Here is a 24,192-nt window from a genome sequence, read left to right as displayed (position 1 = left end):
AATGGAGGTATGATATGGAGGAACGCACATGCGACTGTGCGGTGAAGCACAAGCATCGTCAGGCCGCGGAGGAAAAGGACTTACTGAACCGCTTAAACCGGATCGAAGGCCAGATCCGCGGCATCAAGAGCATGGTGGAAGATGAGCGGTACTGTGTGGACATCTTAACGCAGGTATCCGCGGTTCAGGCGGCACTTAACAGCTTTAATAAGGTGCTGCTGTCGAGCCATATCAAGAGCTGTGTCGTGGAGCAGATTCAGGACGGCAATTTAGAAGCGGTTGATGAGCTGTGTATGACGATACAGAAGGTTATGAAGTGATTGACCAACCGCAATTTATGAAAAAGAAAAGGAGATAAAGATTATGAAGACTTATCGCTGTGATGAAATGATGTGTAACGGATGTGTATCAAGAATCAACAAAGGGCTGGATCATGAGGGAATCGGCCACAAAGTGGATTTAGAGACTAAGACTGTGGTGATCGAGGAAGAGAAGGACTACGGGAAAGCGGTGGAAATTCTCGATGATTTGGGCTTTACGGCGGTGGAACAGCAGTAGAATTTTTCTTATATTTTAAAAAATTAAAAAAATTCCAAAATATAGTTGACAATCCATCATTTTTATATTATACTACCAAAGGTATCGAGGCGTGGCTCAGTTTGGTAGAGCGCTGCGTTCGGGACGCAGAGGTCGCAAGTTCGAATCTTGTCGCCTCGACGATTTTTGGTTAACATTCGATACGTGGCCTATTGGTCAAGCGGTCAAGACGCCGCCCTCTCACGGCGGAAACCCGAGTTCGATTCTCGGATAGGTCATAAAAAAGCTTTCGGAAAATAAATCCGGAAGCTTTTTTCGTTATTACACAAAATTATGGGCGCGGGAGCCTGATGCAACACCTGTCCCAAAGCTTCATATCCTGTAGTATAAGCTTAAAAAGGAGTCAGCAGCGATATGAAGATATGTTTGGATGCGGGACATCAGGGCCGGTATAACCAGAGCCCGGCAGACCATCGGTATTATGAGTCTGTCATGGTATGGAAACTGCACCTTCTGCAGAAAAAGTATTTGGAGGAGTATGGAATCGAAGTGATCACCACGAGGCGCCGGGAGGATGAGGACAAGGGTCTTTTCGCCAGAGGCGCGGAGTCGAAAGGATGCGATTTGTTCCTGTCCGACCATTCCAACGCGGTGGGAACCGGTGTGAACAATCAGGTGGACTATCCGGCCGCCTACTGCGTCATTAACGGAAGCGCGGATGGGATCGGAATGGCCCTCGCGCAGTGTGTGGAAAAGGTGATGAAGACGAAGCAGCCTGCCAGAATTGAGCACAGAAGAGGACAGAACGGGGATTATTACGGCGTGCTCCGGGGCGCGGCCTCCGTGGGGACTCCAGGGCTCATCCTGGAGCACTCCTTTCATACCAACGCGCAGATAGCCGCATGGCTCTTAAAAGAATCAAATCTGGACCGTTTGGCCAGGGCGGAAGCCGATGCCATCGCCCTGTATTACGGAATCACCGTGCAGGAAAAGAAATCCGGATGGCTGGAGGAGGACGGCGGGTGGCGGTTCTATCTCGGAGATTCAGGAAACTATGTGGCCGATGACTGGTACGAGGATGGCGATCAGTGGTACTGGTTTGACGGCGCGGGCATGATGGTGCACGATACCTGGAAGACCGGCTCTGACGGGGGCTGGTATTATTTAAAGACCGACGGTGCCATGGCCAGAGACCAGTGGATCATCTGGAAGGGAGAGCTTTACCGGGCAAAGAAAGACGGCGCCATGTTCGAAGGGGAGCTGCATTTGAAAACCGATGAAAAAGGCGCTTTAAAAGAATAGGACGACGGTAGGGGAAGCTGTGACAGCTTCCTTTACTTTCCATTTACAATCGAACGTATATTCGATACAATAGTATTGAGGTGATGATTGATGGAACGCACCATATTTCATGTGGATGTGAATTCGGCGTTTCTTTCCTGGGAAGCGGTCTACCGGATGAAGCATTTGGGCGGCCGCCTGGATTTGAGGACGGTTTCCTCTGCGGTGGGAGGCGATGTGACGAGGCGTCACGGGATTATTCTGGCAAAGTCCATTCCTGCCAGGGCATGTGGGATTAAGACGGGAGAGACTGTGTTTTCTGCTTTGAAAAAGTGCCCGGAGCTGGTATTGGTTCCGCCTAACTATAATCTCTATCAGAGATCCAGTGATGCGCTGATCCGTCTCTTAAAGGAGTATACGCCGCTGGTGGAACAGTACAGCATCGACGAGGCTTATATGGATATGACAGAGAGTACGGCGCTGTTTGGACCGCCGGAGGTGGCCGCGGAGACGATAAGGGAGAGGATCTTACAGGAACTGGGTTTTACGGTGAACATCGGCGTGGCGCAGAATAAGCTTCTGGCAAAGATGGCCTCTGATTTTAAGAAGCCGAACCGGGTCCACACGCTGTGGAAGGAGCAGATTCCGGTGAAGATGTGGCCGCTTCCCGTGTCGGAGCTTTTCTTCATCGGGCGTGCGACCTACCGGAAGCTCAAGGGGATCGGAATCACCACGATCGGTGAGCTGGCACAGAGCGATCCGGATATTTTAAGGCGTCACCTGGGAAAACAGGGAGAGGTGATCTGGGGCTTTGCCAACGGCGTCGATCTATCTGCAGTGGAGGCGGAGGCTCCGCCCAATAAGGGATACGGCAATTCCACCACAGTGGCCTTTGATGTCTGTGACGCGGAAACGGCAAAACTGGTCCTTTTGTCCCTGGCGGAGACACTGGGGGCCAGACTCAGGAAGGATGGCGTTAAGATCGGCGTGGTGGCAGTGGGAATCCGGGATTATCTGTTCGAATACCATTCTCATCAGATTTCGCTGGAAACCCCGACCAACATCACGAGGGAACTGTATGAGGCGGCATGCCGGGCCTTTGACGAGGCGTGGGATAAGACGCCGGTCCGCCATCTGGGCATCCATACAAGTCACGTCTCCTCAGAGGAATCCAGACAGATTGGGCTCTTCGACCGCATGGATTACGAAAAGCTGGAGAGAATGGATAAGGCAGTCGATGAAATCCGGAGGCGGTTCGGCAACGATGCTGTAAAACGCGCAGCGTTTCTCCCGGAGCATCCGGAGGGAGCCGCCGTACATGATCACATGGGCGGCGGAATCGCAAGGGAGAAGCGCACGGTGGATTACAGCAGACAGGAAGTTTTTTAAAGGAGTGGTGACATGTCGGCGTTCGGAATAGGGACAAATGCGGAAAGAGCGGACAGCGGGCTTCTGGCTGGCAGACAGATCAAAATCGCGTGCAAGGCGTGGTTTACCAGTACCGGAGCGATCCAGCCCCTGTCCTTTAAGTTCGAAGGGGACGATGGGATGATGCAGACCGTAAACCATGTGGCAGTCCGTTTTGGAGAAGAAAAGTATTATTCCGGAATACCTTCCATGGAATACGCCTGCCGGGCGGTGATCGGCGGGCTGACCCAGGAGTTTAAACTGATTTTTTATCCGGAAGAGGGAAGATGGGTCATGGTGCTTCCGGAATAGACGGAGCACCTGGAAAGCGTGCTTGAGGCGCAGACGGGTAAAGATGATACGAGTAAAGATGATAAAAGGAGGAATGAAAGAATGAGCATTACATTTGACAGGAGTCTGGTGACGGGGAATGAGTTGATCGACACGCAGCACAGAGAACTGATCAGCCGGGTGAATAAACTGGCGGAGGAGTGCGTTCCGGGAACAGAAAAGAGAACCGCAGTGGGAACGCTCGATTTTTTGCTGGATTATACGGATTACCATTTTTCCGAGGAGGAAGCGCTCCAGAAAAAGAACGGGTATCCGAAGCTTTCGGCCCACCGCCGGGAGCATGAGAAGTTTAAGCGGGCCGTGGAGGAACTGCGGATCATGCTGGAGGAAGAGGAAGGACCGAGCGAGGCGTTCGTGGAGGCCGTGAGAAAGAACGTGGAGGAGTGGCTCCAGAACCACATTATGACCTGGGATAAAGAGGTGGCGGGATACGGGGAAAAAGAAACAGACGGTCTGTAAAGACCGCCTATTTCTTTTCCTTCAGCTCCTTACGAATCCGGGGCTCAATTCCCCGGCGTTTCATCTCAGCCAAAATCGTCTGAAATTCATTGTCCGGTGCTGGTGGTACGGGATCGTCGCTTTCAGCGGCGCGGTCGAATAAATCTGCCAGTTCCTTTTCTCCTTTTTTATGCATTTCAATTCACCCCCATAAGGTAACTATACAACTTTATGGGAGAGGTGAAGCTGGAAAAATATGGAAACTACCTCACGTGAAAGCTGCTTTCCCGTTCCGTTGGAATCTGCTTTACCACACAGTCCGTAATATCAATAAAACTGTTTTGCTCCAGCCTTCGGAAAAGCTTGTTCATGTCTGCTTCATCACCCTGAAGCTCCATCTCGACACGGCCGTCATCCAGGTTCTGAACCCAGCCGGTCAGACCAAGATTCTGGGCGAGATAATAGGTACTGTAGCGGAAGCCGACGCCCTGGACCCGGCCGCTTACCAGAATGTGTTTTCTGACGGGTTCTTTTTCCTTCATCTGATCACCTTTTATCCAATGCCAGTTATTTGGGGACGTTTCTACTGTTATTCATTATAACTTTTCACCCTAATTTTTGCAACTAATACATCAATTGTAACAGTTCTCGCTATTTACAATTTTTTCAAAAAAAGGGTTGATTTTTTTCCCCTTTGCTGATATACTATCTAAGGTCCGACAGTTAAGTCTGACAAACAAAGCTGCTTCCGTAGCGCAGTTGGTAGCGCAACGCATTCGTAATGCGTGGGTCGCCGGTTCAAGTCCGGCCGGGAGCTGACTGAAAACCCCTGATTTTATCAGGGGTTTTTATATTATTTCAAAAGAAGAGGGATGCGAGTGATGAAAAGAGTTTTAAAAACAGGTATGATTCTGCTTGCGGCAGCGGCGCTGTTATCCGGCTGTTCCGGGAAGAGCGGAAAAGAGGAGGCCACGTCGGCGGAACCGGCCCAGGTGCTGTACCCGGTTGCGATAGACGGGAAAGAGATTCTGGTCGGCGAGACCACGGTACAGACACTTTTGGATCAGGGAATGAATGTTACAGTGTCTGAGATGACGGAGGACAAACAGATCAATCAGTATGAGATCGACCCAGAGGCCGAGCTGGAGCCTAATGCTTACTACACCGGCGGATCGATCTGGGTTACGGATTCCATCTTCGCCCATATTTCCCTGGTTACAGATGAAAAGGCCGTTCGTATGGGAGACGCAGTGATCGCCCGTCTGGAATTCAGCCTGGTCAGCGGCGAAGAGAGCGAACTGAAGAGGATCACCTTTCACGGTGTGCCTGTCAGTGAGATGTCCCGGGAGAAGGCTGGAGAGATGTTTCCGGACTTCACCGGCGATGACTATATGTGGCTGCAGAAGGGGGAAGACTATGAATATTTCATGTCATTTGACCCTGCGGACCTTATGTTAAGCAGTTTTTCGCTGGAAAAGGAATACGATGTGGACTGGAGCAGCGAAGAGTAACGAAGGAAAGATTCCAGAGATGTATAAGCAAAGAGGGTGTGAAACACACCCTCTTTTGCAGTGGAAATTTCCTGCCAAATCTATAAATCAATATTTTTGCAATAAAAAAAGCAGATAACGGGAATCGAACCCGCCTCCTCAGCTTGGGAAGCTGATGTTCTACCAATGAACTATATCTGCTTAGCCAGTTTACTGACACGTCATATATTATAGCACGACTCTGGTATAAATTTCAATACTTTTTTGAAAAAATGTGTTAAAAACTTGCCAAGTGCAGGAATTTCATTGTATAATAGCAAAAGACAATACAAGATGTGGAGGAGTATCATGGCGAAAACACAGTATAATGCGGACAGTATTACCGTACTGGAAGGGTTGGAAGCGGTCCGGAAACGTCCGGGTATGTATATAGGCAGTGTCGGCACGAAGGGGCTTAACCATCTGATCTATGAGATCGTGGACAACGCGGTGGACGAGCATCTGGCCGGCTTCTGTAATCAGATATGGGTTACTCTGGAAGCGGATGGTTCCTGCACCGTGAAAGACGCGGGAAGAGGAATTCCGGTGGAGATGCATAAGAAGGGCATGTCCGCGGAACGAATCGTATTATCCACCCTTCATGCGGGCGGCAAATTTGATAATGATGCGTATAAGACAAGCGGCGGACTTCACGGAGTCGGCTCTTCTGTTGTAAACGCTCTTTCGGAGCGGATGAGCGTAAAGGTATATAAGAACGGTCAGATTCATTATGACGCATATGAGCGGGGCATTCCGACGGTGGAACTGGTGGATGGCCTGCTTCCTACGCTGGGAAGGACGAAGGAGACGGGAACCGAGATCAACTTCCTGCCGGACGGAGAGATATTTGAAAAGACCCGTTTTAAGGCAGACTGGCTGAAGAGCCGTCTTCACGAGACGGCCTACTTAAATCCCAACCTTCAGATCACATATCAGAATAAGAGAGCGGGGGAGGAGGAGACCGTCCTGTTCCATGAGCCGGAGGGAATCATCTCTTACGTAAAGGAACTGAACTCCGGAAAGGCTCCGGTTCACGATCCGATCTATTATAAAGGCACTATTGACCGGGTGGAGGTGGAGGTAGCCTTCCAGTTCGTGGATACATTTGAGGAGAACATTCTGGGCTTCTGTAATAATATTTTCACCCAGGAGGGCGGCACGCATCTGGCCGGCTTTAAGACCCGTTTTACGCAGATGATCAACAGCTATGCAAAGGAACTCGGGATTTTAAAGGAGAAGGATACCAACTTTACCGGCGCTGATACGAGAAACGGCATGACGGCTGTGGTGGCGGTGAAACATCCGGATCCCATTTTTGAGGGACAGACGAAAACCAAGCTGGCCAGCGCAGATGCCACAAAGGCAGTCTTTACGGTGACGGGAGACGAACTGCAGCGCTATTTCGACCGAAATTTAGAGATTCTGAAGGCGGTTATTTCCTGTGCGGAAAAGTCGGCGAAGATCAGGAAGGCGGAAGAAAAGGCCAAGACGAACATGCTGTCCAAATCGAAATTCTCCTTTGACAGCAATGGAAAGCTGGCCAACTGTGAGAGCCGTGACGCGGAGAAATGCGAGATCTTCATCGTCGAGGGAGATTCCGCCGGCGGTTCTGCCAAAACTGCGCGAAACAGGATGTACCAGGCCATTCTGCCAATCCGCGGAAAGATTCTCAATGTGGAGAAGGCTTCCATGGACAAGGTACTGGCCAACGCCGAGATCAAGACGATGATCAACGCCTTCGGATGCGGCTTTTCGGAGGGCTATGGCAACGATTTCGATATATCCAGGCTTCGTTACAATAAGATCGTACTGATGACGGATGCCGATGTGGATGGAAGCCATATCGACACCCTGCTTCTGACGTTCCTCTACCGTTTCATGCCGGAACTGATCTATGACGGCCATGTGTTTATCGCCATGCCGCCCCTCTTTAAGGTGATTCCGAAGCGCGGCGAGGAACAGTACCTTTACGATGAGAAAGAGCTGGAGCGCTACCGGAAGACACACACCGGTGATTTTACGCTGCAGCGCTACAAAGGTCTAGGTGAGATGGACGCGCAGCAGCTCTGGGAAACCACGTTAGACCCGGATCACCGGGTGCTGAAGCAGGTGGAGATCGAGGATGCCCGCATGGCCTCCGAAATCACGGAGATGCTGATGGGCAGCGAAGTTCCGCCGCGGCGCCGGTTTATTTACGAGCATGCGGATGAAGCAGAGATTGATGCGTAAGGAGAGGGAACATGGCTGAGAAGATTGTAAAAACAGAATATTCCGAGGAAATGCAGAAGAGCTACATGAACTATTCCATGAGCGTTATCACTGCCAGGGCAATCCCGGATGCGAGAGACGGATTAAAGCCGGTACAGCGGCGTGTATTATATGATATGAGTGAACTTCGCTTAAACCACGATAAGCCGCACAGAAAGTCGGCGCGTATCGTGGGCGATACCATGGGTAAGTACCATCCCCACGGCGACAGCTCCATCTATGAAACCCTGGTCGTGATGTCCCAGGTATTCAAGAAGGGAATGCCCCTTGTAAACGGACACGGCAACTTCGGTTCCATTGAGGGCGACGGCGCGGCTGCCATGCGTTACACGGAGGCCAGGCTGGAGAAGTTTGCAGAGGAAGTCTATTTGAAGGATCTGGATAAGACGGTTGAATTTATCCCCAACTACGACGAGACGGAAAAGGAGCCGGAGGTGCTTCCGGTCCGTGTGCCGAATCTTCTGATTAACGGCGCGGAGGGAATCGCGGTCGGTATGAGTACCAGCATTCCGCCTCATAACCTGGGGGAAGTCATCGATGTCGTCAGAGCCTACATCGACAATCCTGAGATAACAACAAGGGAACTGATGGAATACATGCCGGGTCCGGATTTTCCAACCGGCGGCATCATCGCCAATAAGAGCGGTCTCGCAGAGATATATGAGACGGGAAGCGGAAAGATCAAGCTTCGCGGAAAGATCGATATCGAACTGGGAAAACGGAAGGCCGACAAGGACAAGATGGTCATTACGGAGATTCCGTATACCATGATCGGCGCGGGCATCAACAAGTTCCTTGTGGATGTGGCGGAACTGGTGGAATCAAAGAAGCTGACCGATGTAGTGGACATTTCCAATCAGTCCAACAAGGACGGCATCCGCATCGTGCTGGAGCTGAAAAAAGATGCCGATGTGGAAAAGATCCGCAATATCCTCTATAAGAAGACGAAGCTGGAGGATACGTACGGCGTCAACATGCTCGCCATCGCCGGCGGCCGGCCGGAGACCCTGAATTTAAAGGGAATCCTCAAAAATTACCTGGACTTCCAGTATCACAACGCAACGCGCAAATACCAGGCGCTGCTGGAGAAGGAACTGGAGAAAAAGGAGATCAAGGAAGGCTTAATCAAGGCCTGCGATATCATCGATCTGATTATCGCCGTGCTGAGAGGCTCCAAGAGCTTAAAGGATGCCAAGGCCTGCCTGATGACAGGAGATATCTCCAACATCAAATTCCGGACAGCCGGATTTGAAAAGGATGCGGAGAAGCTTCATTTTACGGAGAAGCAGGCCAGCGCCATTTTAGAGATGCGTTTATATAAGCTGATCGGTCTGGAGATTCTGGCCCTGGAGAAGGAGTATAAGGAGACTATGGCGAAGATCGCCGAGTACCAGCATATTCTGGAGAGCCGGGCCAATATGGACGTCGTGATCAAGAAGGACTTAGAGGCCATCAAAGAGGAATTTGCCACACCGCGCCGCACGCTCATCGAGGATGGAAAAGAAGCTGTTTACGATGAGACAGCCGTGGCCGTCTCGGAGGTGGTGTTCGTCATGGACCGGTTCGGCTACTGCAAGCTGCTGGACAAGTCCACATACGACCGCAACAGAGAGACCATCGAGACGGAGAACGTTCACGTGGTATCGTGCTTCAATACAGACAAGATTTGTATATTCACCAATACCGGCAACTTACATCAGGTGAAGGCAGCCGATATCCCTTACGGAAAGCTGAGGGACAAGGGCACGCCGATCGACAACTTAAGCAAGTACGACGGCACAAAAGAGCAGATTATCTATCTCTGCAGCGCGGAATCCATGAAGGGCAGCCGCTTCCTCTTCGCCACGAAGCAGGCGCTCGTGAAGAGAGTGCCGGGAGAGGAATTCGAGACAAACAACAGGACCGTAGCCGCTACCAAGCTTTTAGAAGGCGACGATGTGGTATCGATTTTAGTTCTCCGGGCGGAGACCGAGGTGGTGCTTCAGACCTCAAGCGGCGTGTTCCTGCGGTTTGCACTGGAAGAGATTCCAGAGATGAAGAAGAATTCCAGAGGCGTGCGGGGCATTAAGCTGGCCCAGGGAGAGGAACTGGAGACGGTCTACTTACTGGGAGAGGATCCGGTGATCGAATACAAGAAGAAGGAAGTTCATTTGAACCGCTTAAAGATCGGAAAGCGTGACGGAAAGGGCAGCAAGGTCCGTCTTTCATAAGAAAGAGCCTGCGGCAGCCACGGGAAAGGAATCACGGTGAAGAGAATAGGGATATCTGCCGACAGCTCCTGCGATCTGTCGGCAGAAATTGCAGAACAGTATGGAATTACGGTAATCCCTCAGGCCATTATCATGGAGGGAAGGACATACCGGGATGGAATCGAACTGAAACCGTCCGATATCTTTCGCCATGTTTCGGCGGGGGGAGAGATCTGCAGTACGACCGCCATCAATACGGCGGAGTACTGCGGCGCTTTTACGGAACTTAGGAAGGAGTGCGGTGCGCTGATTCATTTTACCATCGGTTCGGCGCTGTCCAGCTGTTATCAGAACGCAGTTCTGGCCGCGGAGGAAGTTCCTGGCGTCACGGTGGTGGACTCCATGAATCTTACCACCGGAATCGGTTATCTGGCAGTAGCCGCCGCAAAGATGGCGGAGGCCGGCATGGAACCGGAAGCGATTGCGGCAAAGCTGGAAAATTTGAAGACCCGCATGGATGTGAGTTTTGTCATCGACAAGCTGGACTATTTACGGAAGGGCGGACGCTGTTCGGCGGTTACCGCGTTCGGCGCCAATCTGCTGAACATCAGGCCCAGCATCAGCGTGAGGGACGGGGAACTGACTGTGGACAGAAAGTACCGCGGCGCGTTCCGGCAGTGTGTGAGAAAATATATCGGGGAACGGCTCGACGCGGTGCAGGGGCGCTGTGCGCCGGACGTAATCTTTCTCACCCACGCGGCCTGCCCGGAAGCGGTGGTGGAGGAAGCCAGGGAGCTGATCCGGAGCCGGGGAATCTTTTCGGAGATACTGGTGACGGAGGCCGGATGTACGGTGTCCAGCCACTGCGGCCCAAACACGCTGGGAATTATATTTGCTGTAAAATCATAAAATAAAAACGTGCGATTCTTTTCCAGAACGTACATTTTAGGAAAATGTCTCTCGCAGACGTACAAATGTATTTTTGTGACGAATAAACCTTGATTTTTTTTTAACTTTGTTATAGGATAGTCTGAAAAAAGAAATGAAATGAGGAGAAAACTATGGAAAAGAAGTTAAAGGTTGGTGTGTTAGGTGCTACAGGTATGGTGGGACAGAGATTTCTTTCTCTGCTGGAGAATCATCCCTGGTATGAGGTGGTGACCGTGGCTGCCAGCCCCCGTTCCGCTGGAAAGACGTATGAGGAGGCCGTAGGAGACCGCTGGAAAATGACGACTCCGATGCCGGAAGCAGTAAAGAAGCTGACCGTGATGAATGTAAACGAGGTGGAGAAAGTTGCCGCCAGCGTAGATTTCGTATTCAGCGCCGTCGATATGACGAAGGAAGAGATCAAGGCGATCGAGGAAGCCTATGCGAAGACAGAGACACCAGTCGTTTCCAACAACAGCGCGCACAGATGGACACCGGATGTGCCGATGGTAGTACCGGAGATCAACCCTGAGCACTTCGAAGTGATTAAGGATCAGAGAAAGCGCCTCGGCACAGAGCGGGGCTTCATCGCTGTAAAACCGAACTGTTCCATCCAGAGTTACGCTCCCGTATTAACCGCCTGGAAAGAGTTTGAGCCGTACGAGGTCGTGGCTACAACGTACCAGGCAATCTCAGGCGCAGGCAAGACCTTTAAGGACTGGCCTGAGATGGAAGGCAACATCATCCCATACATAGGCGGCGAAGAAGAAAAGAGCGAGCAGGAACCATTAAGACTCTGGGGAAAGGTAGAGAACGGAGAGATCGTTAAAGCGAGCGAGCCGGTTATCACCTGCCAGTGTATCCGTGTTCCGGTCTTAAACGGTCATACAGCCGCAGTTTTCGTAAAATTCCGCAGGAAACCGACTAAGGAGGAATTGATCGAGCGCCTCGTAAGCTTCAAGGGGCTTCCTCAGGAACTGGAGCTTCCAAGCGCTCCAAAGCAGTTTATCCAGTATCTGTATGAAGACAACCGCCCGCAGGTAACCATGGACGTGGATTTTGAAAATGGTATGGGTGTTTCCATCGGACGTCTTCGTGAGGACACCGTGTACGATTATAAATTTGTCGGTCTGTCCCACAACACGGTCCGCGGCGCGGCCGGCGGCGCAGTGCTCTGTGCAGAACTTTTAACGGCACAGGGATATATTCAGGCAAAATAGTGACACAAATAAGAGAAACGCGGAGGTAGCTGAAATGGCTTACAGGAAAGAACAGTGGGGAGTTATGCCTTCCGGGGAAGCGGTCACACTCTATACGCTGTCTAATGATAACGGCGTATCGGCCTCTTTTACCGATTTGGGCGGCACATGGGTGACGATGAACGTGCCTGACAGAGACGGAAAACTCGTCGATGTGGTTCTGGGATATGACAGTGTGGAAGCGTACCTGGAGAATCCGCCCCACTTCGGAGCACCGATTGGCCGCAACGCCAACCGCATTGCGGGGGCGAAGTTTACGCTGAACGGGAAAGAGTACCGGCTGGCGGCCAACGACGGAACGAACAATTTGCACAGCGCGCCGGATCTGTATCACGACCGTCTCTGGGAGGTCGAGACAGAGGAGGGCGCTCTCGGAACCGTCATCAGCTTTTCGCTGTTCAGTCCTGACGGCGATCAGGGATACCCGGGAAATGCCAACATCACGGTGAGCTACACGCTGACGCAGGATGACAGCCTGGTCATCGCTTACCATATGGTTTCCGACAGCGATACGGTTGCAAACTTTACGAATCACAGTTACTTTAATCTGGACGGCCAGGACGGCGGGAATGCCATGGGCCAGAGAGTATGGATCGACGCGGATACGTATACGGCGGCGGACGCAGGCTCCATTCCGACCGGAGAGATCGTACCGGTGGCAGGTACGCCTATGGACTTCACCACCATGAAGGTGATTGGCCGCGACATCGAAGAGGAGTATGAGGCTCTGATTCTCGGCAAGGGCTACGATCATAACTGGATCTTAAACCACGCTCCCGGGGAGACTGAACTATCCGCGGCAGCTGAATCCGACAAAACGGGGATCCGTATGGAGGTCTACACGGACCTTCCCGGAATGCAGTTCTACACCGGCAATTTCCTCGGCGCAGGCCCGGCCGGCAAGCGTGGCATGGTATATGCCCCGAGATACGGCTACTGCTTTGAGACACAGTACTATCCAAACGCAGTGAATATGCCGGAATTTCCTTCGCCGGTACTGAAAGCGGGAGAGGAATACCGGACTACTACGATATACCGGTTTACACGCTGGTAACGCTTTAAACGTTACAGTTCACGGCCCCTTTGTCCGCCCTGCCGCCAGTGCAGACCGGGCGGCAGGACGGACAAAGGGGCCGTGAACTGCACTGCAGCACCATAGAAAGCAAAGGGCTGCCACGGCCATAATCCGGCCGCGGCAGCCCATGTGTATGTGAAAGGACATTAGGGAAACCTATGAGTACGAAAGACGGAAAAGGAATCAAAATACTGGCAGCCATCGGGCTGATCATCACGACCATCATCTGGGGAAGCGCATTTGTTGTCATGAAAAATTCGGTGGACATCATTTCCCCCACCTACTTACTGGCGCTTCGCTTTACCATAGCGGCTATCGCACTGATCCTGGTATTCTGGAGAAAGGTGATGAGGATCAACAAATCGGATTTATTCTGCGGGGGACTGCTGGGCGTGTTTCTCTTTGTCAGCTATTTCTTTCAGACGTATGGATTAAAGTACACGACGGCCAGCAAAAATGCGTTTATCACCACACTGTATGTGATCCTCGTGCCATTTCTTCACTGGTTCTTTAACCATAAGAAACCGAAGAGAAATAATATCATCGCCGCCTGTATCGCGGTCGTGGGCCTTGCGCTTCTGTCGCTGGAAGGGGATTTATCCATCAACCTCGGAGATTTACTGACCCTGATCTGCGGTTTCTTCTACGCAGTCCACATCGTATTTATCGACCGCTATACGACGGATCACGACCCAATCACGATGACGGTGCTGCAGATGGTGGTGGCTGCGGCCCTGAGCTGGATTATCGCGCCGCTTCTGGAAGGACCGTTTGACGGCGGGGTAATTGACAACACGATGATGATTGGTCTTTTGTATCTGGGAATTTTCAGCACAATGATCGGATTCCTGCTCCAGAATGTGGGGCAGAAATATTTAACGCCGAACACCTCATCCATTCTCTTATCGTTTGAATCGGTATTCGGTCTTATCTTTTCCGTGATCTTCCTGGGAGATCCGCTGACAGTCCGGCTGATGGCCGGCTGTGTATTCATGTTTGCGGCAGTGATTCTCTCCGAATACAGGAAAAAAACGGTATCTTAAAACGAAGTGGGAAAAGGAGAACTGAATGATGAATAATGCAGTTATAATTGATCAGGAACGGTGTATCGGATGTGGTCTCTGCGTGCGGGACTGTCCGGGAAACGCCATTGTATTAAACGAGAAAAAGGCCGCTGCCAAATGGCCCTGCATCACCTGCGGCCACTGTGTGGCAGTCTGTCCCTCCGAGGCGGTTTCCATACCAGAGTATGATATGGCGGGGGTGGAAGCGTATCAAAAGGATTCGTTCACCGTATCTCCGGAAAACTTTCTTCACGCGGTAAAATTCCGCCGGAGCATCCGCAGTTATAAGGATGCACTTATCAGCCGGGAAGTGCTGGAGCAGATCATCGAAGCGGGGCGCTATACGGCAACGGCGAAGAATGCACAGGCGTGTACCTTTGTGGCAGTACAGACACGCCTCCCCGAGTTCAAGGAACTGTTCTGGTCCGAATTTCCATACATTCTGGAGATCCTGCGGGAGACGAAACCTGACTACGTGCGTGCCTTTACTCGTTTCTATGAGAAATGGAAGAACGACCCCAAGGATGACACCTTCTTCTTTAATGCTCCGTGCCTGCTGATTACAGCAGCAGATAATCCGCTGGATGGAGGTCTTGCGGCGGCCAATATGGAAAATATGGCGGTGGCCGAGGGCGCTGGCGCCCTATACAGCGGCTACCTGCAGAGAACAGTCAGTGTGAGCCCGAAACTGATGGAGTGGCTGGGACTCGAAGGCAGAACTCTTGCCTGCTGTATGCTTCTGGGGTATCCGGCCGTGAAATATCAGAGAACGGCGCCACGGAAGACGGGCGACATCCGGTTTTTATAATCTTCATAGAGCTTATAAGAGACGGTTTTAGAAGCTGGCGATTGCCAGAGCGCTGTATAAGGATTTCCCGGTTATCGTGCCGGATGAACCGACAGCGGCACTGGATCGTACGCGGAGATGTTTCAAATGCAGGCAAGCCAGTATACGGGATAAAGAAGTGTTTAAAATGACAAACTGCTCAAAAAAGCGAAAGAGGCAGCTAAAAAATGGAGTTAGATAACTCTTTTTTCACTGCCTCTTCTTTTACTTACTTTTGCCAGGAATGTAATACTTTCATTTGAAATCTTTATGCGATTTTCATTTTGAGCTGCTCCATCTCTTTTTTGAGTTCCTGAATCATCTGAAGGAAAAGAGCGTTGTTTTCATGATCTAACTTTACTGCCCGATAATACTGTGTCAGCTCATCCATATTTTTTTGGAGCTGTTCCATCTTCGTTTCTAGATTCTCCTGTACTCTGTCAACCTCATTTAATACAAGATTTTCTGATCTTCCGATCTCAGTCTTTATAAAATCTCTGAGAAGATTTTCTGACCTTCCGATCTCGGTCTTTATATTATCTCTGAGAAGATTTTCTGATCTTCCGATCTCGGTCTTTATATTATCTCTAAGAAGATTTTCTGATCTTCCGATCTCGGTCTTTATATCATCTCTGAGAAGATTTTCTGACCTTCCGATTTCAGTCTTTATATCATCTCTGAGAAGATTTTCTGACCTTCCGATCTCAGTCTTTATATTATCTCTGAGAAGATTTTCTGACCTTCCGATTTCAGTCTTTATATCATCTCCGAGAAGATTTTCTGACCTTCCGATCTCAGTCCTTATATTATCTCTGAGAAGATTTTCTGATCTTCCGATTTCTTCTTTCATGATGTCCCTGATTGCCTGCAAATCACTATGTTCTAACATATTAACACCTCCTGATATGGATTACCTGTATCACGTTACCATCTTCAGCCAAGGCTAGTATATCATTGTTTCTATAAAGAAACAACTAATTTTATCATAAGTTCAACCCGGATAACCAGGACATTCTTTATATGGCCTGAACATCTTTTGCCTTGCAGACATCGATCCATTCCTTTGCCTGTGAATACTTAAAGAGTTCCTCACAGGTAAGCTCAATCGCGGAGCTGGCGCTTCCGGCCGCCGGAAATACGGAGGGGAACCGCTGCATGGAGACATCCAGGTAAGTCGTCACGTGTTCCGGATTGGCAAACGGGCAGACGCCGCCCACCTCGTGGCCGGTCAGCATGGCGACTTCCTCGGCGCCCAGCATCCGGGCCTTAAAACCGAACTGTTTCTTAAACTTGGCGTTGTCGATCTTCATGTCTCCGGCTGTGACAATCAGGATACAGCCGTTCGTTTCATCTCCATGAAAAGAAAGGGTTTTGGCGATGCGGGCGGGTTCTACGGACAGCGCTTTGGCCGCTAATTCCACCGTGGCACTGGACACCGGAAACTCCTGTACGTCACAGTCTCTGCCGTAATCTCTCAGATATTCTTTTACTTTTGCAATAGACATAATAAGACTCCTTCACTTTAACGTAATAAAATAGAAATAGAATTGTTTATAATTGTATCATTGATATTCCGGATTTTCAATGGTATAATAGACGGGTTATGAATAGAAATCAGTGGGGATATACATGTCAAAATCTTTATACATTGCAGAAAAACCAAGTGTAGCACAGGAATTTGCCAACGCGCTTAAGATAAACGGAAGGCGCAGCGATGGTTATATTGAATCAGAACAGGCAATTGTCACATGGTGCGTAGGCCATTTAGTTACCATGAGCTATCCGGAATGCTACGATCCAAAATACAAGAGATGGAGTCTCGAGACTCTGCCTTTTTTACCGAAAGAATTTAAATATGAAGTGATTCCCAGCGTCGAAAAACAGTTTAAAATCGTAAGCGGTCTGCTGAACCGGCCAGACGTGGATACGATATATGTCTGCACTGACTCGGGGCGCGAGGGAGAATATATTTACCGTCTGGTGGCCCAGATGGCTGATGTGAAGGATAAGGCCCAAAAGCGGGTATGGATCGACTCCCAGACAGAGGAAGAGATTTTAAGAGGAATCAGGGAGGCAAAAGATGAGACGGAATACGATAATCTTTCCGCCTCAGCCTATTTAAGGGCAAAAGAAGATTATTTGATGGGAATTAATTTTTCCCGTCTGCTCACACTAAAGTATGGGCAGAATATTTCGAATTACTTAAGGACCGGAAAGAATACGGTGATTTCCGTGGGACGCGTCATGACGTGTGTCATGGGCATGGTAATCCGGCGGGAGCGGGAGATCAGGGACTTTGTTAAGACTCCATTTTACCGGGTGATCGGTACGTTCTCACCTCAGGACATGGATTTTGACGGAGAGTGGAAAAGCGCCCCGGGCTCCAGATATTTTGAATCCCCGTATCTCTATAAGGAGAACGGATTTAAAGAGAGAAAGACAGCGGAAGCCTTAATCGAAGCACTTTCCGCGGTTCAGCCCATGAATGCGGTGCTGCAGGCCATCGAGAAGAAGAAGGAGACGAAGAATCCCCCGCTTCTTTACAACCTGGCGGAGCTTCAGAATGACTGCTCCAAGATGTTTAAGATCAGTCCGGATGAGACCTTGAAGGTCGTCCAGGAACTGTATGAAAAGAAACTGGTCACGTATCCGAGAACCGATGCCAGAGTCCTTTCCACCGCAGTGGCGAAGGAGATCTACAAGAACATCGGAGGCTTAAAGAACTTTGAACCGCTGGCAGGTTTTGCCGCCGAAGCACTGGAGTCCGGTTCCTTTAAAGGGATTGCAAAAACACGGTACGTGAATGATAAACAGATTACGGACCATTACGCAATCATACCGACCGGACAGGGCATGGGGGCCTTACGAAGCCTGTCGCCGCTTTCCGCGAAGGTCTATGAGGTAATTGCCAGACGATTTTTAAGCATCTTTTATCCTCCGGCCATCTACCAGAAATACGCGCTGGAGCTGGTTATCGATAAGGAGCACTTTTTTGCAAACTTCCGAGTCATGCTGGAGGCAGGGTACTTAAAGGTGGCGGATGTTCCGGGAAGCAAGAAAAAAACAGATGCCAAGCCAAAGGACGGACAGGCGGAGAATGGCTCCGGAGACTCCGAGGAGGGCAGCGCGGATTCCACACAGAAAAACATGGATAATCCGGAATTCATCGCCATGCTGGGGACTCTGAAGAAGGGCGCTGTAATCCCCCTTAAGAGTCTGGCCATCAAGGAGGGAGAGACATCACCTCCCAAGCGCTATACCTCCGGTTCCATGATTCTGGCCATGGAGAATGCGGGCCAGCTGATCGAGGACGATGAGCTGCGGGCCCAGATCAAGGGAAGCGGCATCGGAACCAGTGCGACCCGTGCCGAGATTTTAAAGAAGCTGTTCAATATTAAATATCTGGCTTTAAACCAGAAGACCCAGGTTATTACCCCGACACTCTTAGGGGAGATGATCTTTGACGTGGTAAACGCCTCGATCCGCCAGCTTTTGAATCCAGAGCTGACGGCCAGCTGGGAAAAAGGGCTTACCTACGTGGCGGAGGGAAGCATTACCTCCGATGAATACATGCAGAAACTCGAGAATTTTGTCGCTGGACGCACGGCCAATGTATTAAGGCTGAACAATCAATACGGCCTTCGGGGCGCATTTGATGCGGCGGCGGCTAATTATAAAAAAACAAAATAGGAGACTTAAGACCATGAAAAAAGAAGATATGCAAATCCAGGACTTATTTGATACCAGCCATACCATAGCAAAACTTTTATTTGAAAGAAACACGTATCCGTGGAAGATCCTCCCCAAGATCGGTGAGTATATTACATCCCTCGGCGCGCTGCTTCCGGAAGACGAATACAACCGCATGGGCAAATCCATCTGGATTCACAAATCCGTCAAGATGCCGCCGACCGCGTGTCTGGCCGATAACGTAATCATCTGTAAGGGCGCACAGATTCGTCACTGTGCATTTATCCGCGGCAACGTCATCGTTGGTGAAGGCGCCGTTGTGGGAAACTCCTGTGAGTTAAAGAACGTTATCCTGTTTGACGGCGTTCAGGTACCGCATTACAACTACGTGGGCGACTCTATCCTGGGCTATAAGTCACACATGGGCGCCGGTTCCATCACCTCCAACGTGAAATCTGACAAGACTCTGGTTAAGGTTCACGCAGAGGATGGAGATATCGAGACCGGATTAAAGAAATTCGGCGCGATCCTGGGTGACTTCGTGGAAGTCGGCTGCGGCTCAGTCTTAAATCCGGGAACCGTAATCGGACCGAAATCCAATATCTATCCGCTTTCCAGCGTAAGAGGCTGTGTTGACGGGGGCTGCATCTACAAGAAGCAGGGCGAAGTGGCAGAGAAACGCGAAACAGAGGAAGCATAAGAAAGAAGGCCGATAAAAAGGCCGGGAAAGAGGCCGTCCAATGAGGAAGGCCAGCGATAAAATCAAGGAGTAAGGTACAAAGAGACATGTCAGAAAAAACACATACTGCGGGGAAGAACGGCAAGTTCGGTTCGCGGCTTGGATTTATACTGGCCTCCGTGGGCTCTGCGGTCGGAATGGGGAACATCTGGATGTTCCCCTACCGCGTGGGGCAGTACGGAGGCGCAGCTTTTTTACTCGTTTATTTCGGATTTATCTTTTTATTCGGCATGGTAGGGCTGTCGGGAGAATTTGCATTTGGAAGACTGACTGGGACCGGCCCCATCGGTTCTTACGGCTATGCGCTGAAGAGCAGAGGGAGAAGGGGCGGGGGACTTCTCGGCGCCATCCCTCTGATCGGTTCTCTGGGAATCGCGATCGGTTATGCGATTATCGTGGGCTGGGTACTCCGTTACCTGTTTGGCTCTCTGTCGGGAGTTATGATGGGGATGGAGGCAGAGGTCTATTTCTCCCAGGCGACTGGCCATTTCGGCAGCGTGCCGTGGCATTTCATGGTGGTGGTAATCACTATGGTAGTACTGGTAGGTGGTGTCCTGAAGGGGATCGAGAAGGTCAACCGCATTATGATGCCTGCATTTTTCATCCTGTTCGTGATTATTGCGGTGCGGGTATTCTTCCTGGACGGCGCTCTTGCCGGGTATGAGTATCTGCTGATCCCACGCTGGGAGCTTCTGCTTAAGCCGGAGACGTGGGTGATGGCCATGGGACAGGCATTCTTCTCCTTATCGATTACCGGGTCTGGAATGATCATTTACGGCAGTTATTTAGACAAGAAGGAAGATATACCGAAGGCGGCCATGACGACCGCTCTGCTCGATACGGTGGCGGCCCTGCTCGCAGGCTTTGCCATCATTCCGGCGGTGTTTGCGTTTCAGATGGATCCGGCCAGCGGTCCGCCGCTCATGTTCATCACGCTTCCCAAGGTTTTCGCACAGATACCGGCCGGAAGATGGGTGGCCGTTCTGTTCTTCTTATCCGTGCTTTTTGCAGGAATCACGTCCCTTGTCAACATGTTTGAGGTATGTGCGGAGGCGGTCCAGACTCATCTGCATTTCGACCGGAAAAAGGCGGTTCTTCTCGTGGGCTGTCTCGTGTTCCTGATTGGACTTTTCATCGAGTATGAGCCGTATATGGGTTCCTGGATGGATATGATAACGATCTACGTCGTGCCCTTCGGAGCCGTGCTCTGCGCGATCATGATCTACTGGGTTCTGGGGATAAAAAGGATCGGAGAGGAACTGAATACCGGACGGAAAAAGCCGGTTGGGAAGCTGTTTTGCTTTGCTGCAAAATATATTTACGTGGGACTCGCCGTCCTGGTGTTTATTATGAGCATTGTATACAAAGGAATTGGATAAGAGAAGATAAAAAAGAAACGCCAGAACCGGCATTTGTCGGAACTGGCGTTTCTTTTATAGGAACTTATTTTACAGCTCCTGTCAGCTTTACAGTTTCATTGTCTTATTTCGTACCGAAAATTCTGTCTCCGGCATCTCCCAGGCCTGGGCAGATGTAGGCATTCTCGTTTAACTGGCGGTCGAGATGGCCGACATAGATCTGAATGTCCGGATGGGTTTTGTGAAGGCGTTCCAGACCTTCCGGAGCGGCGATGATTGCCATGAACTTGATGTTCTTTCCGCCGTGTTCCTTGATGAAATCCACGGCTGCGACGGCAGAACCGCCTGTAGCCAGCATGGGATCGGTTACCACGATGGTTCTCTGCTCAATGGGGTTCGGAAGCTTGCAGTAGTACTCGTGAGGCTCGTGTGTGACTTCGTCGCGGTAAAGACCGATGTGACCGACTTTGGCAGAAGGAACGAGAGCGAGGATTCCGTTCACCATACCGAGGCCGGCACGAAGGATCGGAACGATGGCCAGCTTCTTCCCTGCGATCATGGGAGTCATACAGGTCTCGATCGGAGTCTCGACCTCAACCTCCTTTAAGGGAAGGTCTCTTAAGGCCTCGTAGCCCATAAGCATGGCGATCTCTTCGATCAGAGCGCGGAACTCATTGGTTCCGGTTCTCTTATCCCTCAGGATAGAGATCTTGTGCTGGATTAACGGGTGGCTGAAGACAGTTACATTTTCAATTGGATATTCCATGGTATATAAATCCTTTCTTTAGTTTTTTACAGTATCGGCTGCCTGAGGCAGTATGATATTCATGAGAACTCCGATCACAACGGCAATGAAAAGGCCGGAGATGTTAAGCGTTATGGAGCCTGCGTGGACATTGAGTCCGCCCATCTGTGCAAAACCGAGGCCGAATACAAGGATCAGTCCGACGATGGTTAAATTGCGGCTGTGAGTGAAATCAAGATCCGATTCCGCGAGAGAGCGGATTCCGACTGCGGCGATCATACCGAACAGCATAACTTCTACGCCGCCTTTGACCGGGCCCGGAATAGTCTGAAGAATTGCGCCTACCTTACCAAAAAGGCCGAGGATGATCGCGAAGACGGCGGTCACACGCAGAAGACGCGGGTTGTAATTCTTCGTAGTGGCCAGAACACCGGTATTCTCCGAATACGTGGTGTTGGCAGGTCCGCCGACGAATCCGGCGAATAAGGTTGCGAGTCCGTCGCCCATCAGGGTTCTGTGGAGACCCGGATCCTTTAAGAAATCTTTTCCGACAACCGTACCATTGGTGGTAACATCACCGATGTGTTCCATAAAGGTAACACAGGCGATCGGTGCGATGGAGAGAATGGCGCCCAGCTCAAATTTCGGAAGAGACATAAAAGGAACTCCATTCATATCCTTTGTCACAAAGGGGATATTAATCCATGCTGCGGACGTAATGGCGGAATAATCCATATGGAAGACTCCGACCGCGCCCAGAATAATACACAGAACGTATCCTGCGGCGATTCCGATTAAGATCGGGACCAGTTTGAAAAAACCGTGTGCGAATATGGAACAGAGGATTACCACGAAGAGCGTAAACAGGGCGATGCCCAGGTTTAAGGCGATCTCAGAGGTAAGGCCGTCCGCCAGGCTTAAGCCGCCGGTCGCATCACCGATCGCGGTGCTCGCCAGGTTAATACCGATGACCACGATCACGGGTCCTGTTACAACCGGAGGAAATACCCTCTTGATCTTGTCCGCTCCGATTAAAAACGCAATCAGTGCAAACAGCAGATAGATCAGACCGGCAAAAATAATTCCACCCTGTGCTAAAGGAATGTTTTCTGCAACCACAACGCCTTCCGGTCGAATGATGGCGCTTAATGCGGCCAGGAAGGCGAAGGAAGAACCGAGAAAAACAGGAACCTTAAACTTAGTACAGCAGTGGAATATTAAGGTGCCCACACCTGCGGAAAACAGTGCGAGCGATGGATTGAGACCGGTAAGCAAAGGAACCAGAACCGTCGCGCCAAACATGGCAAACAGGTGTTGGATGCTGAGCAGATAGTCTCGTGTTGTCAGTTGCGTTTTTTCACTCATTTTGCTACCCCATTTCATATCTTTGTATTTTTCCGTACTATTTTATCAAATATGGGGTTAAATAGCAACTATTTTCACTATTTTGTGTCAGGAGTGTACTTTATCAGAGCATAATCGCCAAGAGCATGAGGTACCGGTATGGAAACATAGATGGTTCCCTGCTCCTCGTAGCTGAACACTTCCGGAAATTTCACGGCTTCGTCAGAGTCCTTGGAGGTGGTTTTCGGCGCCTTCCATGGGAAATCTGCGCGGCGGAACATCTCGGTATACGTCTCAATGTCGGTGTCATTCTTAACCTTCATCAATTCTTTTTCCAAAGCGGCATCTGCGTCCGCAAACTGGCAGTCACCGGACAGCACATAACCGGCCAGAGTATAGGGATCCGCGTAGTTTGTGAGCCCCATATCTTCACCGAGTGCTGTGTCAATGGTATTCGTATAGAAGAGACTGACCGGATGCGCGCCGCCATCCGGCATGTAGGAACCTGTGTAAACAGCAGTCAGGCGTCTGCGGTCTGCAGAGACAACCCTGCATTTTACGGTAAGGGAGTCCTTGCTTTCATTCACGCCGTAGGCCTTGATGAATTCCAGCGCATGTTCATTTAACAGCTTGTTGATCTTTTCCTGCACGGCAGCCTTGCTCAAATTAGAGACAACCGGGTATTCGATGGAAATGTTTCCTGTGGTGTAAGTGTGTATGGATGTGGTGACGCTGGAGGCGGTGTCTGCCTTCTTAGCGTCATCTTTTTTCGTTTCGCCGCCAGCCGCATCCGTGGTCTCTTTGTCCGCGGCCGTCGTCTCTTTCGTCTCTGCCGCTGTCGTGGTGGGAGACATGGTCTCTGCCGCCGTCGTGTGGGTGCTTGTCAAATCTGTTTTGTCCTGATTCTTCTTACCGCATCCTGCAAGTGAAATGGCACAGACGAGTGAAAGGGTGAGAATAACCGTATATCGCTTCATAAAAAGCCTCCTTTATCATTTGAATTCGATAGGAATAGTATACCATAATGGCGGGGAAATGTATTGCAGAATTGCTTAAGATTTTGTTTCGATGTAATTAGTTTCTTATGAAGTGTATGCGGAATGAGGCTTGCCGTGTTATAATGAACTGGATAAGAAGCGCATTGAAGCCATTGATCTGCTGAATG

General features: G+C 50.5%; 24 protein-coding genes and 4 tRNA genes. 20 read left to right on the top strand and 8 right to left on the bottom strand.

The window, feature by feature from the left end:
- Window positions 1-14: 14 nt before the first annotated feature.
- The 8 genes from DFR60_RS13930 to DFR60_RS13895 all read left to right on the top strand — a co-directional run bounded on the left by DFR60_RS13930 (window position 15) and on the right by DFR60_RS13895 (window position 4,035).
- Window positions 15-320, top strand: a complete 306-nt coding sequence (locus DFR60_RS13930) for a metal-sensing transcriptional repressor (RefSeq protein WP_055652616.1) — start codon at window positions 15-17, stop codon at window positions 318-320.
- Window positions 321-363: 43 nt separating this feature from the next.
- Window positions 364-558 (top strand): heavy-metal-associated domain-containing protein, encoded by a 195-nt coding sequence (locus DFR60_RS13925; protein ID WP_002604292.1) that lies wholly within the window; start codon window positions 364-366, stop codon window positions 556-558.
- Window positions 559-643: 85 nt separating this feature from the next.
- A tRNA-Pro gene (locus DFR60_RS13920) sits at window positions 644-717 on the top strand.
- A gap of 26 nt (window positions 718-743) precedes the next feature.
- Window positions 744-815: transfer RNA gene (locus tag DFR60_RS13915), tRNA-Glu, on the top strand.
- A 136-nt stretch (window positions 816-951) separates the two neighbouring features.
- Window positions 952-1,839: an N-acetylmuramoyl-L-alanine amidase family protein gene (locus tag DFR60_RS13910; RefSeq protein WP_110323412.1), complete on the top strand. Its 888-nt coding sequence runs from the start codon at window positions 952-954 to the stop codon at window positions 1,837-1,839.
- Window positions 1,840-1,929: 90 nt separating this feature from the next.
- Entirely contained in the window at window positions 1,930-3,207 is a 1,278-nt protein-coding gene (locus tag DFR60_RS13905; RefSeq protein WP_110323411.1) for a Y-family DNA polymerase, read from the top strand.
- A 12-nt stretch (window positions 3,208-3,219) separates the two neighbouring features.
- On the top strand, window positions 3,220-3,537 hold the full coding sequence (locus DFR60_RS13900) for a hypothetical protein (RefSeq protein ID WP_002604289.1): 318 nt from the start codon (window positions 3,220-3,222) through the stop codon (window positions 3,535-3,537).
- A gap of 81 nt (window positions 3,538-3,618) precedes the next feature.
- Window positions 3,619-4,035, top strand: a complete 417-nt coding sequence (locus DFR60_RS13895) for a bacteriohemerythrin (protein ID WP_110323410.1) — start codon at window positions 3,619-3,621, stop codon at window positions 4,033-4,035.
- Window positions 4,036-4,042: 7 nt separating this feature from the next.
- Here DFR60_RS13895 and DFR60_RS30415 read toward each other — a convergent pair whose 3' ends face one another.
- Together DFR60_RS30415 and DFR60_RS13890 are read right to left on the bottom strand one after the other, a co-directional pair.
- Window positions 4,043-4,210, bottom strand: coding sequence for a hypothetical protein (locus tag DFR60_RS30415; RefSeq protein WP_167437595.1), 168 nt, complete (start codon window positions 4,208-4,210; stop codon window positions 4,043-4,045).
- A gap of 67 nt (window positions 4,211-4,277) precedes the next feature.
- Window positions 4,278-4,556: an acylphosphatase gene (locus DFR60_RS13890; protein ID WP_110323409.1), complete on the bottom strand. Its 279-nt coding sequence runs from the start codon at window positions 4,554-4,556 to the stop codon at window positions 4,278-4,280.
- A 202-nt stretch (window positions 4,557-4,758) separates the two neighbouring features.
- On the opposite strand from DFR60_RS13890, the gene DFR60_RS13885 reads away from it, so the two are divergent.
- Together DFR60_RS13885 and DFR60_RS13880 are read left to right on the top strand one after the other, a co-directional pair.
- Window positions 4,759-4,831, top strand: a tRNA-Thr gene (locus DFR60_RS13885).
- A gap of 61 nt (window positions 4,832-4,892) precedes the next feature.
- A complete protein-coding gene (locus DFR60_RS13880; RefSeq protein WP_146218601.1) occupies window positions 4,893-5,525 on the top strand; it encodes a hypothetical protein in 633 nt (210 codons plus the stop codon).
- Window positions 5,526-5,634: 109 nt separating this feature from the next.
- Here the strand turns inward: DFR60_RS13880 and DFR60_RS13875 are convergent.
- A tRNA-Gly gene (locus tag DFR60_RS13875) sits at window positions 5,635-5,705 on the bottom strand.
- Between the two features lie 147 nt (window positions 5,706-5,852).
- Here DFR60_RS13875 and DFR60_RS13870 point away from each other — a divergent pair.
- From DFR60_RS13870 to DFR60_RS13840, 7 genes are all read left to right on the top strand, one after another.
- Entirely contained in the window at window positions 5,853-7,772 is a 1,920-nt protein-coding gene (locus tag DFR60_RS13870; protein ID WP_110323407.1) for a DNA gyrase/topoisomerase IV subunit B, read from the top strand.
- Between the two features lie 11 nt (window positions 7,773-7,783).
- Window positions 7,784-10,021, top strand: a complete 2,238-nt coding sequence (locus tag DFR60_RS13865) for a DNA gyrase/topoisomerase IV subunit A (protein ID WP_110323406.1) — start codon at window positions 7,784-7,786, stop codon at window positions 10,019-10,021.
- A 36-nt stretch (window positions 10,022-10,057) separates the two neighbouring features.
- Window positions 10,058-10,909, top strand: coding sequence for a DegV family protein (locus DFR60_RS13860; protein ID WP_110323405.1), 852 nt, complete (start codon window positions 10,058-10,060; stop codon window positions 10,907-10,909).
- Between the two features lie 152 nt (window positions 10,910-11,061).
- Complete coding sequence (gene asd, locus DFR60_RS13855; RefSeq protein WP_110323404.1) at window positions 11,062-12,147, top strand: aspartate-semialdehyde dehydrogenase; 1,086 nt, start codon at window positions 11,062-11,064, stop codon at window positions 12,145-12,147.
- 34 nt (window positions 12,148-12,181) lie between these two features.
- Window positions 12,182-13,240, top strand: a complete 1,059-nt coding sequence (locus tag DFR60_RS13850; protein ID WP_110323403.1) for an aldose epimerase family protein — start codon at window positions 12,182-12,184, stop codon at window positions 13,238-13,240.
- Between the two features lie 179 nt (window positions 13,241-13,419).
- The gene (locus DFR60_RS13845) at window positions 13,420-14,304 is read left to right on the top strand and encodes a DMT family transporter (RefSeq protein ID WP_110323402.1); all 885 of its coding nucleotides are present in this window, start codon (window positions 13,420-13,422) and stop codon (window positions 14,302-14,304) included.
- Between the two features lie 25 nt (window positions 14,305-14,329).
- Entirely contained in the window at window positions 14,330-15,133 is an 804-nt protein-coding gene (locus tag DFR60_RS13840; RefSeq protein WP_110323401.1) for a nitroreductase family protein, read from the top strand.
- A gap of 286 nt (window positions 15,134-15,419) precedes the next feature.
- Here DFR60_RS13840 and DFR60_RS13835 read toward each other — a convergent pair whose 3' ends face one another.
- Together DFR60_RS13835 and DFR60_RS13830 are read right to left on the bottom strand one after the other, a co-directional pair.
- Window positions 15,420-16,040: a hypothetical protein gene (locus tag DFR60_RS13835; protein WP_110323400.1), complete on the bottom strand. Its 621-nt coding sequence runs from the start codon at window positions 16,038-16,040 to the stop codon at window positions 15,420-15,422.
- Window positions 16,041-16,167: 127 nt separating this feature from the next.
- On the bottom strand, window positions 16,168-16,656 hold the full coding sequence (locus DFR60_RS13830) for a YbaK/EbsC family protein (protein WP_110323399.1): 489 nt from the start codon (window positions 16,654-16,656) through the stop codon (window positions 16,168-16,170).
- Window positions 16,657-16,780: 124 nt separating this feature from the next.
- On the opposite strand from DFR60_RS13830, the gene DFR60_RS13825 reads away from it, so the two are divergent.
- From DFR60_RS13825 to DFR60_RS13815, 3 genes are all read left to right on the top strand, one after another.
- Entirely contained in the window at window positions 16,781-18,841 is a 2,061-nt protein-coding gene (locus DFR60_RS13825; RefSeq protein ID WP_110323398.1) for a DNA topoisomerase, read from the top strand.
- 13 nt (window positions 18,842-18,854) lie between these two features.
- Entirely contained in the window at window positions 18,855-19,541 is a 687-nt protein-coding gene (locus DFR60_RS13820; protein WP_110323397.1) for an acyltransferase, read from the top strand.
- Between the two features lie 86 nt (window positions 19,542-19,627).
- A complete protein-coding gene (locus DFR60_RS13815; protein ID WP_110323396.1) occupies window positions 19,628-20,959 on the top strand; it encodes a sodium-dependent transporter in 1,332 nt (443 codons plus the stop codon).
- 103 nt (window positions 20,960-21,062) lie between these two features.
- Here the strand turns inward: DFR60_RS13815 and upp are convergent, their stop codons facing one another.
- The 3 genes from upp to DFR60_RS13800 all read right to left on the bottom strand — a co-directional run bounded on the left by upp (window position 21,063) and on the right by DFR60_RS13800 (window position 24,004).
- Entirely contained in the window at window positions 21,063-21,692 is a 630-nt protein-coding gene (gene upp / locus DFR60_RS13810; RefSeq protein ID WP_055653124.1) for a uracil phosphoribosyltransferase, read from the bottom strand.
- A 30-nt stretch (window positions 21,693-21,722) separates the two neighbouring features.
- On the bottom strand, window positions 21,723-23,048 hold the full coding sequence (locus DFR60_RS13805; protein ID WP_432764110.1) for a uracil-xanthine permease family protein: 1,326 nt from the start codon (window positions 23,046-23,048) through the stop codon (window positions 21,723-21,725).
- 77 nt (window positions 23,049-23,125) lie between these two features.
- Entirely contained in the window at window positions 23,126-24,004 is an 879-nt protein-coding gene (locus tag DFR60_RS13800; RefSeq protein ID WP_110323394.1) for a polysaccharide deacetylase family protein, read from the bottom strand.
- Between the last annotated feature and the right edge of the window lie 188 nt (window positions 24,005-24,192).

It is taken from the genome of Hungatella effluvii, assembly GCF_003201875.1.
Taxonomy (GTDB): domain Bacteria; phylum Bacillota; class Clostridia; order Lachnospirales; family Lachnospiraceae; genus Hungatella; species Hungatella effluvii.
This window is presented reverse-complemented; position numbering and strand designations above follow the sequence as displayed.

Bases quoted from the DNA above. Each gene is read 5' to 3' on its own strand.
- DFR60_RS13845 (WP_110323402.1), top strand. From the start codon at position 13,420: ATGAGTACGAAAGACGGAAAAGGAATCAAAATACTGGCAGCCATCGGG.
- DFR60_RS13895 (WP_110323410.1), top strand. From the start codon at position 3,619: ATGAGCATTACATTTGACAGGAGTCTGGTGACGGGGAATGAGTTGATC.
- DFR60_RS13900 (WP_002604289.1), top strand. From the start codon at position 3,220: ATGTCGGCGTTCGGAATAGGGACAAATGCGGAAAGAGCGGACAGCGGG.
- DFR60_RS13830 (WP_110323399.1), bottom strand. From the start codon at position 16,656: ATGTCTATTGCAAAAGTAAAAGAATATCTGAGAGATTACGGCAGAGAC.
- DFR60_RS30415 (WP_167437595.1), bottom strand. From the start codon at position 4,210: ATGCATAAAAAAGGAGAAAAGGAACTGGCAGATTTATTCGACCGCGCC.
- DFR60_RS13800 (WP_110323394.1), bottom strand. From the start codon at position 24,004: ATGAAGCGATATACGGTTATTCTCACCCTTTCACTCGTCTGTGCCATT.
- DFR60_RS13910 (WP_110323412.1), top strand. From the start codon at position 952: ATGAAGATATGTTTGGATGCGGGACATCAGGGCCGGTATAACCAGAGC.
- DFR60_RS13840 (WP_110323401.1), top strand. From the start codon at position 14,330: ATGATGAATAATGCAGTTATAATTGATCAGGAACGGTGTATCGGATGT.
- DFR60_RS13930 (WP_055652616.1), top strand. From the start codon at position 15: ATGGAGGAACGCACATGCGACTGTGCGGTGAAGCACAAGCATCGTCAG.
- DFR60_RS13825 (WP_110323398.1), top strand. From the start codon at position 16,781: ATGTCAAAATCTTTATACATTGCAGAAAAACCAAGTGTAGCACAGGAA.
- asd (WP_110323404.1), top strand. From the start codon at position 11,062: ATGGAAAAGAAGTTAAAGGTTGGTGTGTTAGGTGCTACAGGTATGGTG.
- DFR60_RS13925 (WP_002604292.1), top strand. From the start codon at position 364: ATGAAGACTTATCGCTGTGATGAAATGATGTGTAACGGATGTGTATCA.
- DFR60_RS13865 (WP_110323406.1), top strand. From the start codon at position 7,784: ATGGCTGAGAAGATTGTAAAAACAGAATATTCCGAGGAAATGCAGAAG.
- DFR60_RS13890 (WP_110323409.1), bottom strand. From the start codon at position 4,556: ATGAAGGAAAAAGAACCCGTCAGAAAACACATTCTGGTAAGCGGCCGG.
- DFR60_RS13905 (WP_110323411.1), top strand. From the start codon at position 1,930: ATGGAACGCACCATATTTCATGTGGATGTGAATTCGGCGTTTCTTTCC.
- DFR60_RS13835 (WP_110323400.1), bottom strand. From the start codon at position 16,040: ATGTTAGAACATAGTGATTTGCAGGCAATCAGGGACATCATGAAAGAA.
- DFR60_RS13815 (WP_110323396.1), top strand. From the start codon at position 19,628: ATGTCAGAAAAAACACATACTGCGGGGAAGAACGGCAAGTTCGGTTCG.
- DFR60_RS13805 (WP_432764110.1), bottom strand. From the start codon at position 23,048: ATGAGTGAAAAAACGCAACTGACAACACGAGACTATCTGCTCAGCATC.
- DFR60_RS13820 (WP_110323397.1), top strand. From the start codon at position 18,855: ATGAAAAAAGAAGATATGCAAATCCAGGACTTATTTGATACCAGCCAT.
- DFR60_RS13870 (WP_110323407.1), top strand. From the start codon at position 5,853: ATGGCGAAAACACAGTATAATGCGGACAGTATTACCGTACTGGAAGGG.
- DFR60_RS13850 (WP_110323403.1), top strand. From the start codon at position 12,182: ATGGCTTACAGGAAAGAACAGTGGGGAGTTATGCCTTCCGGGGAAGCG.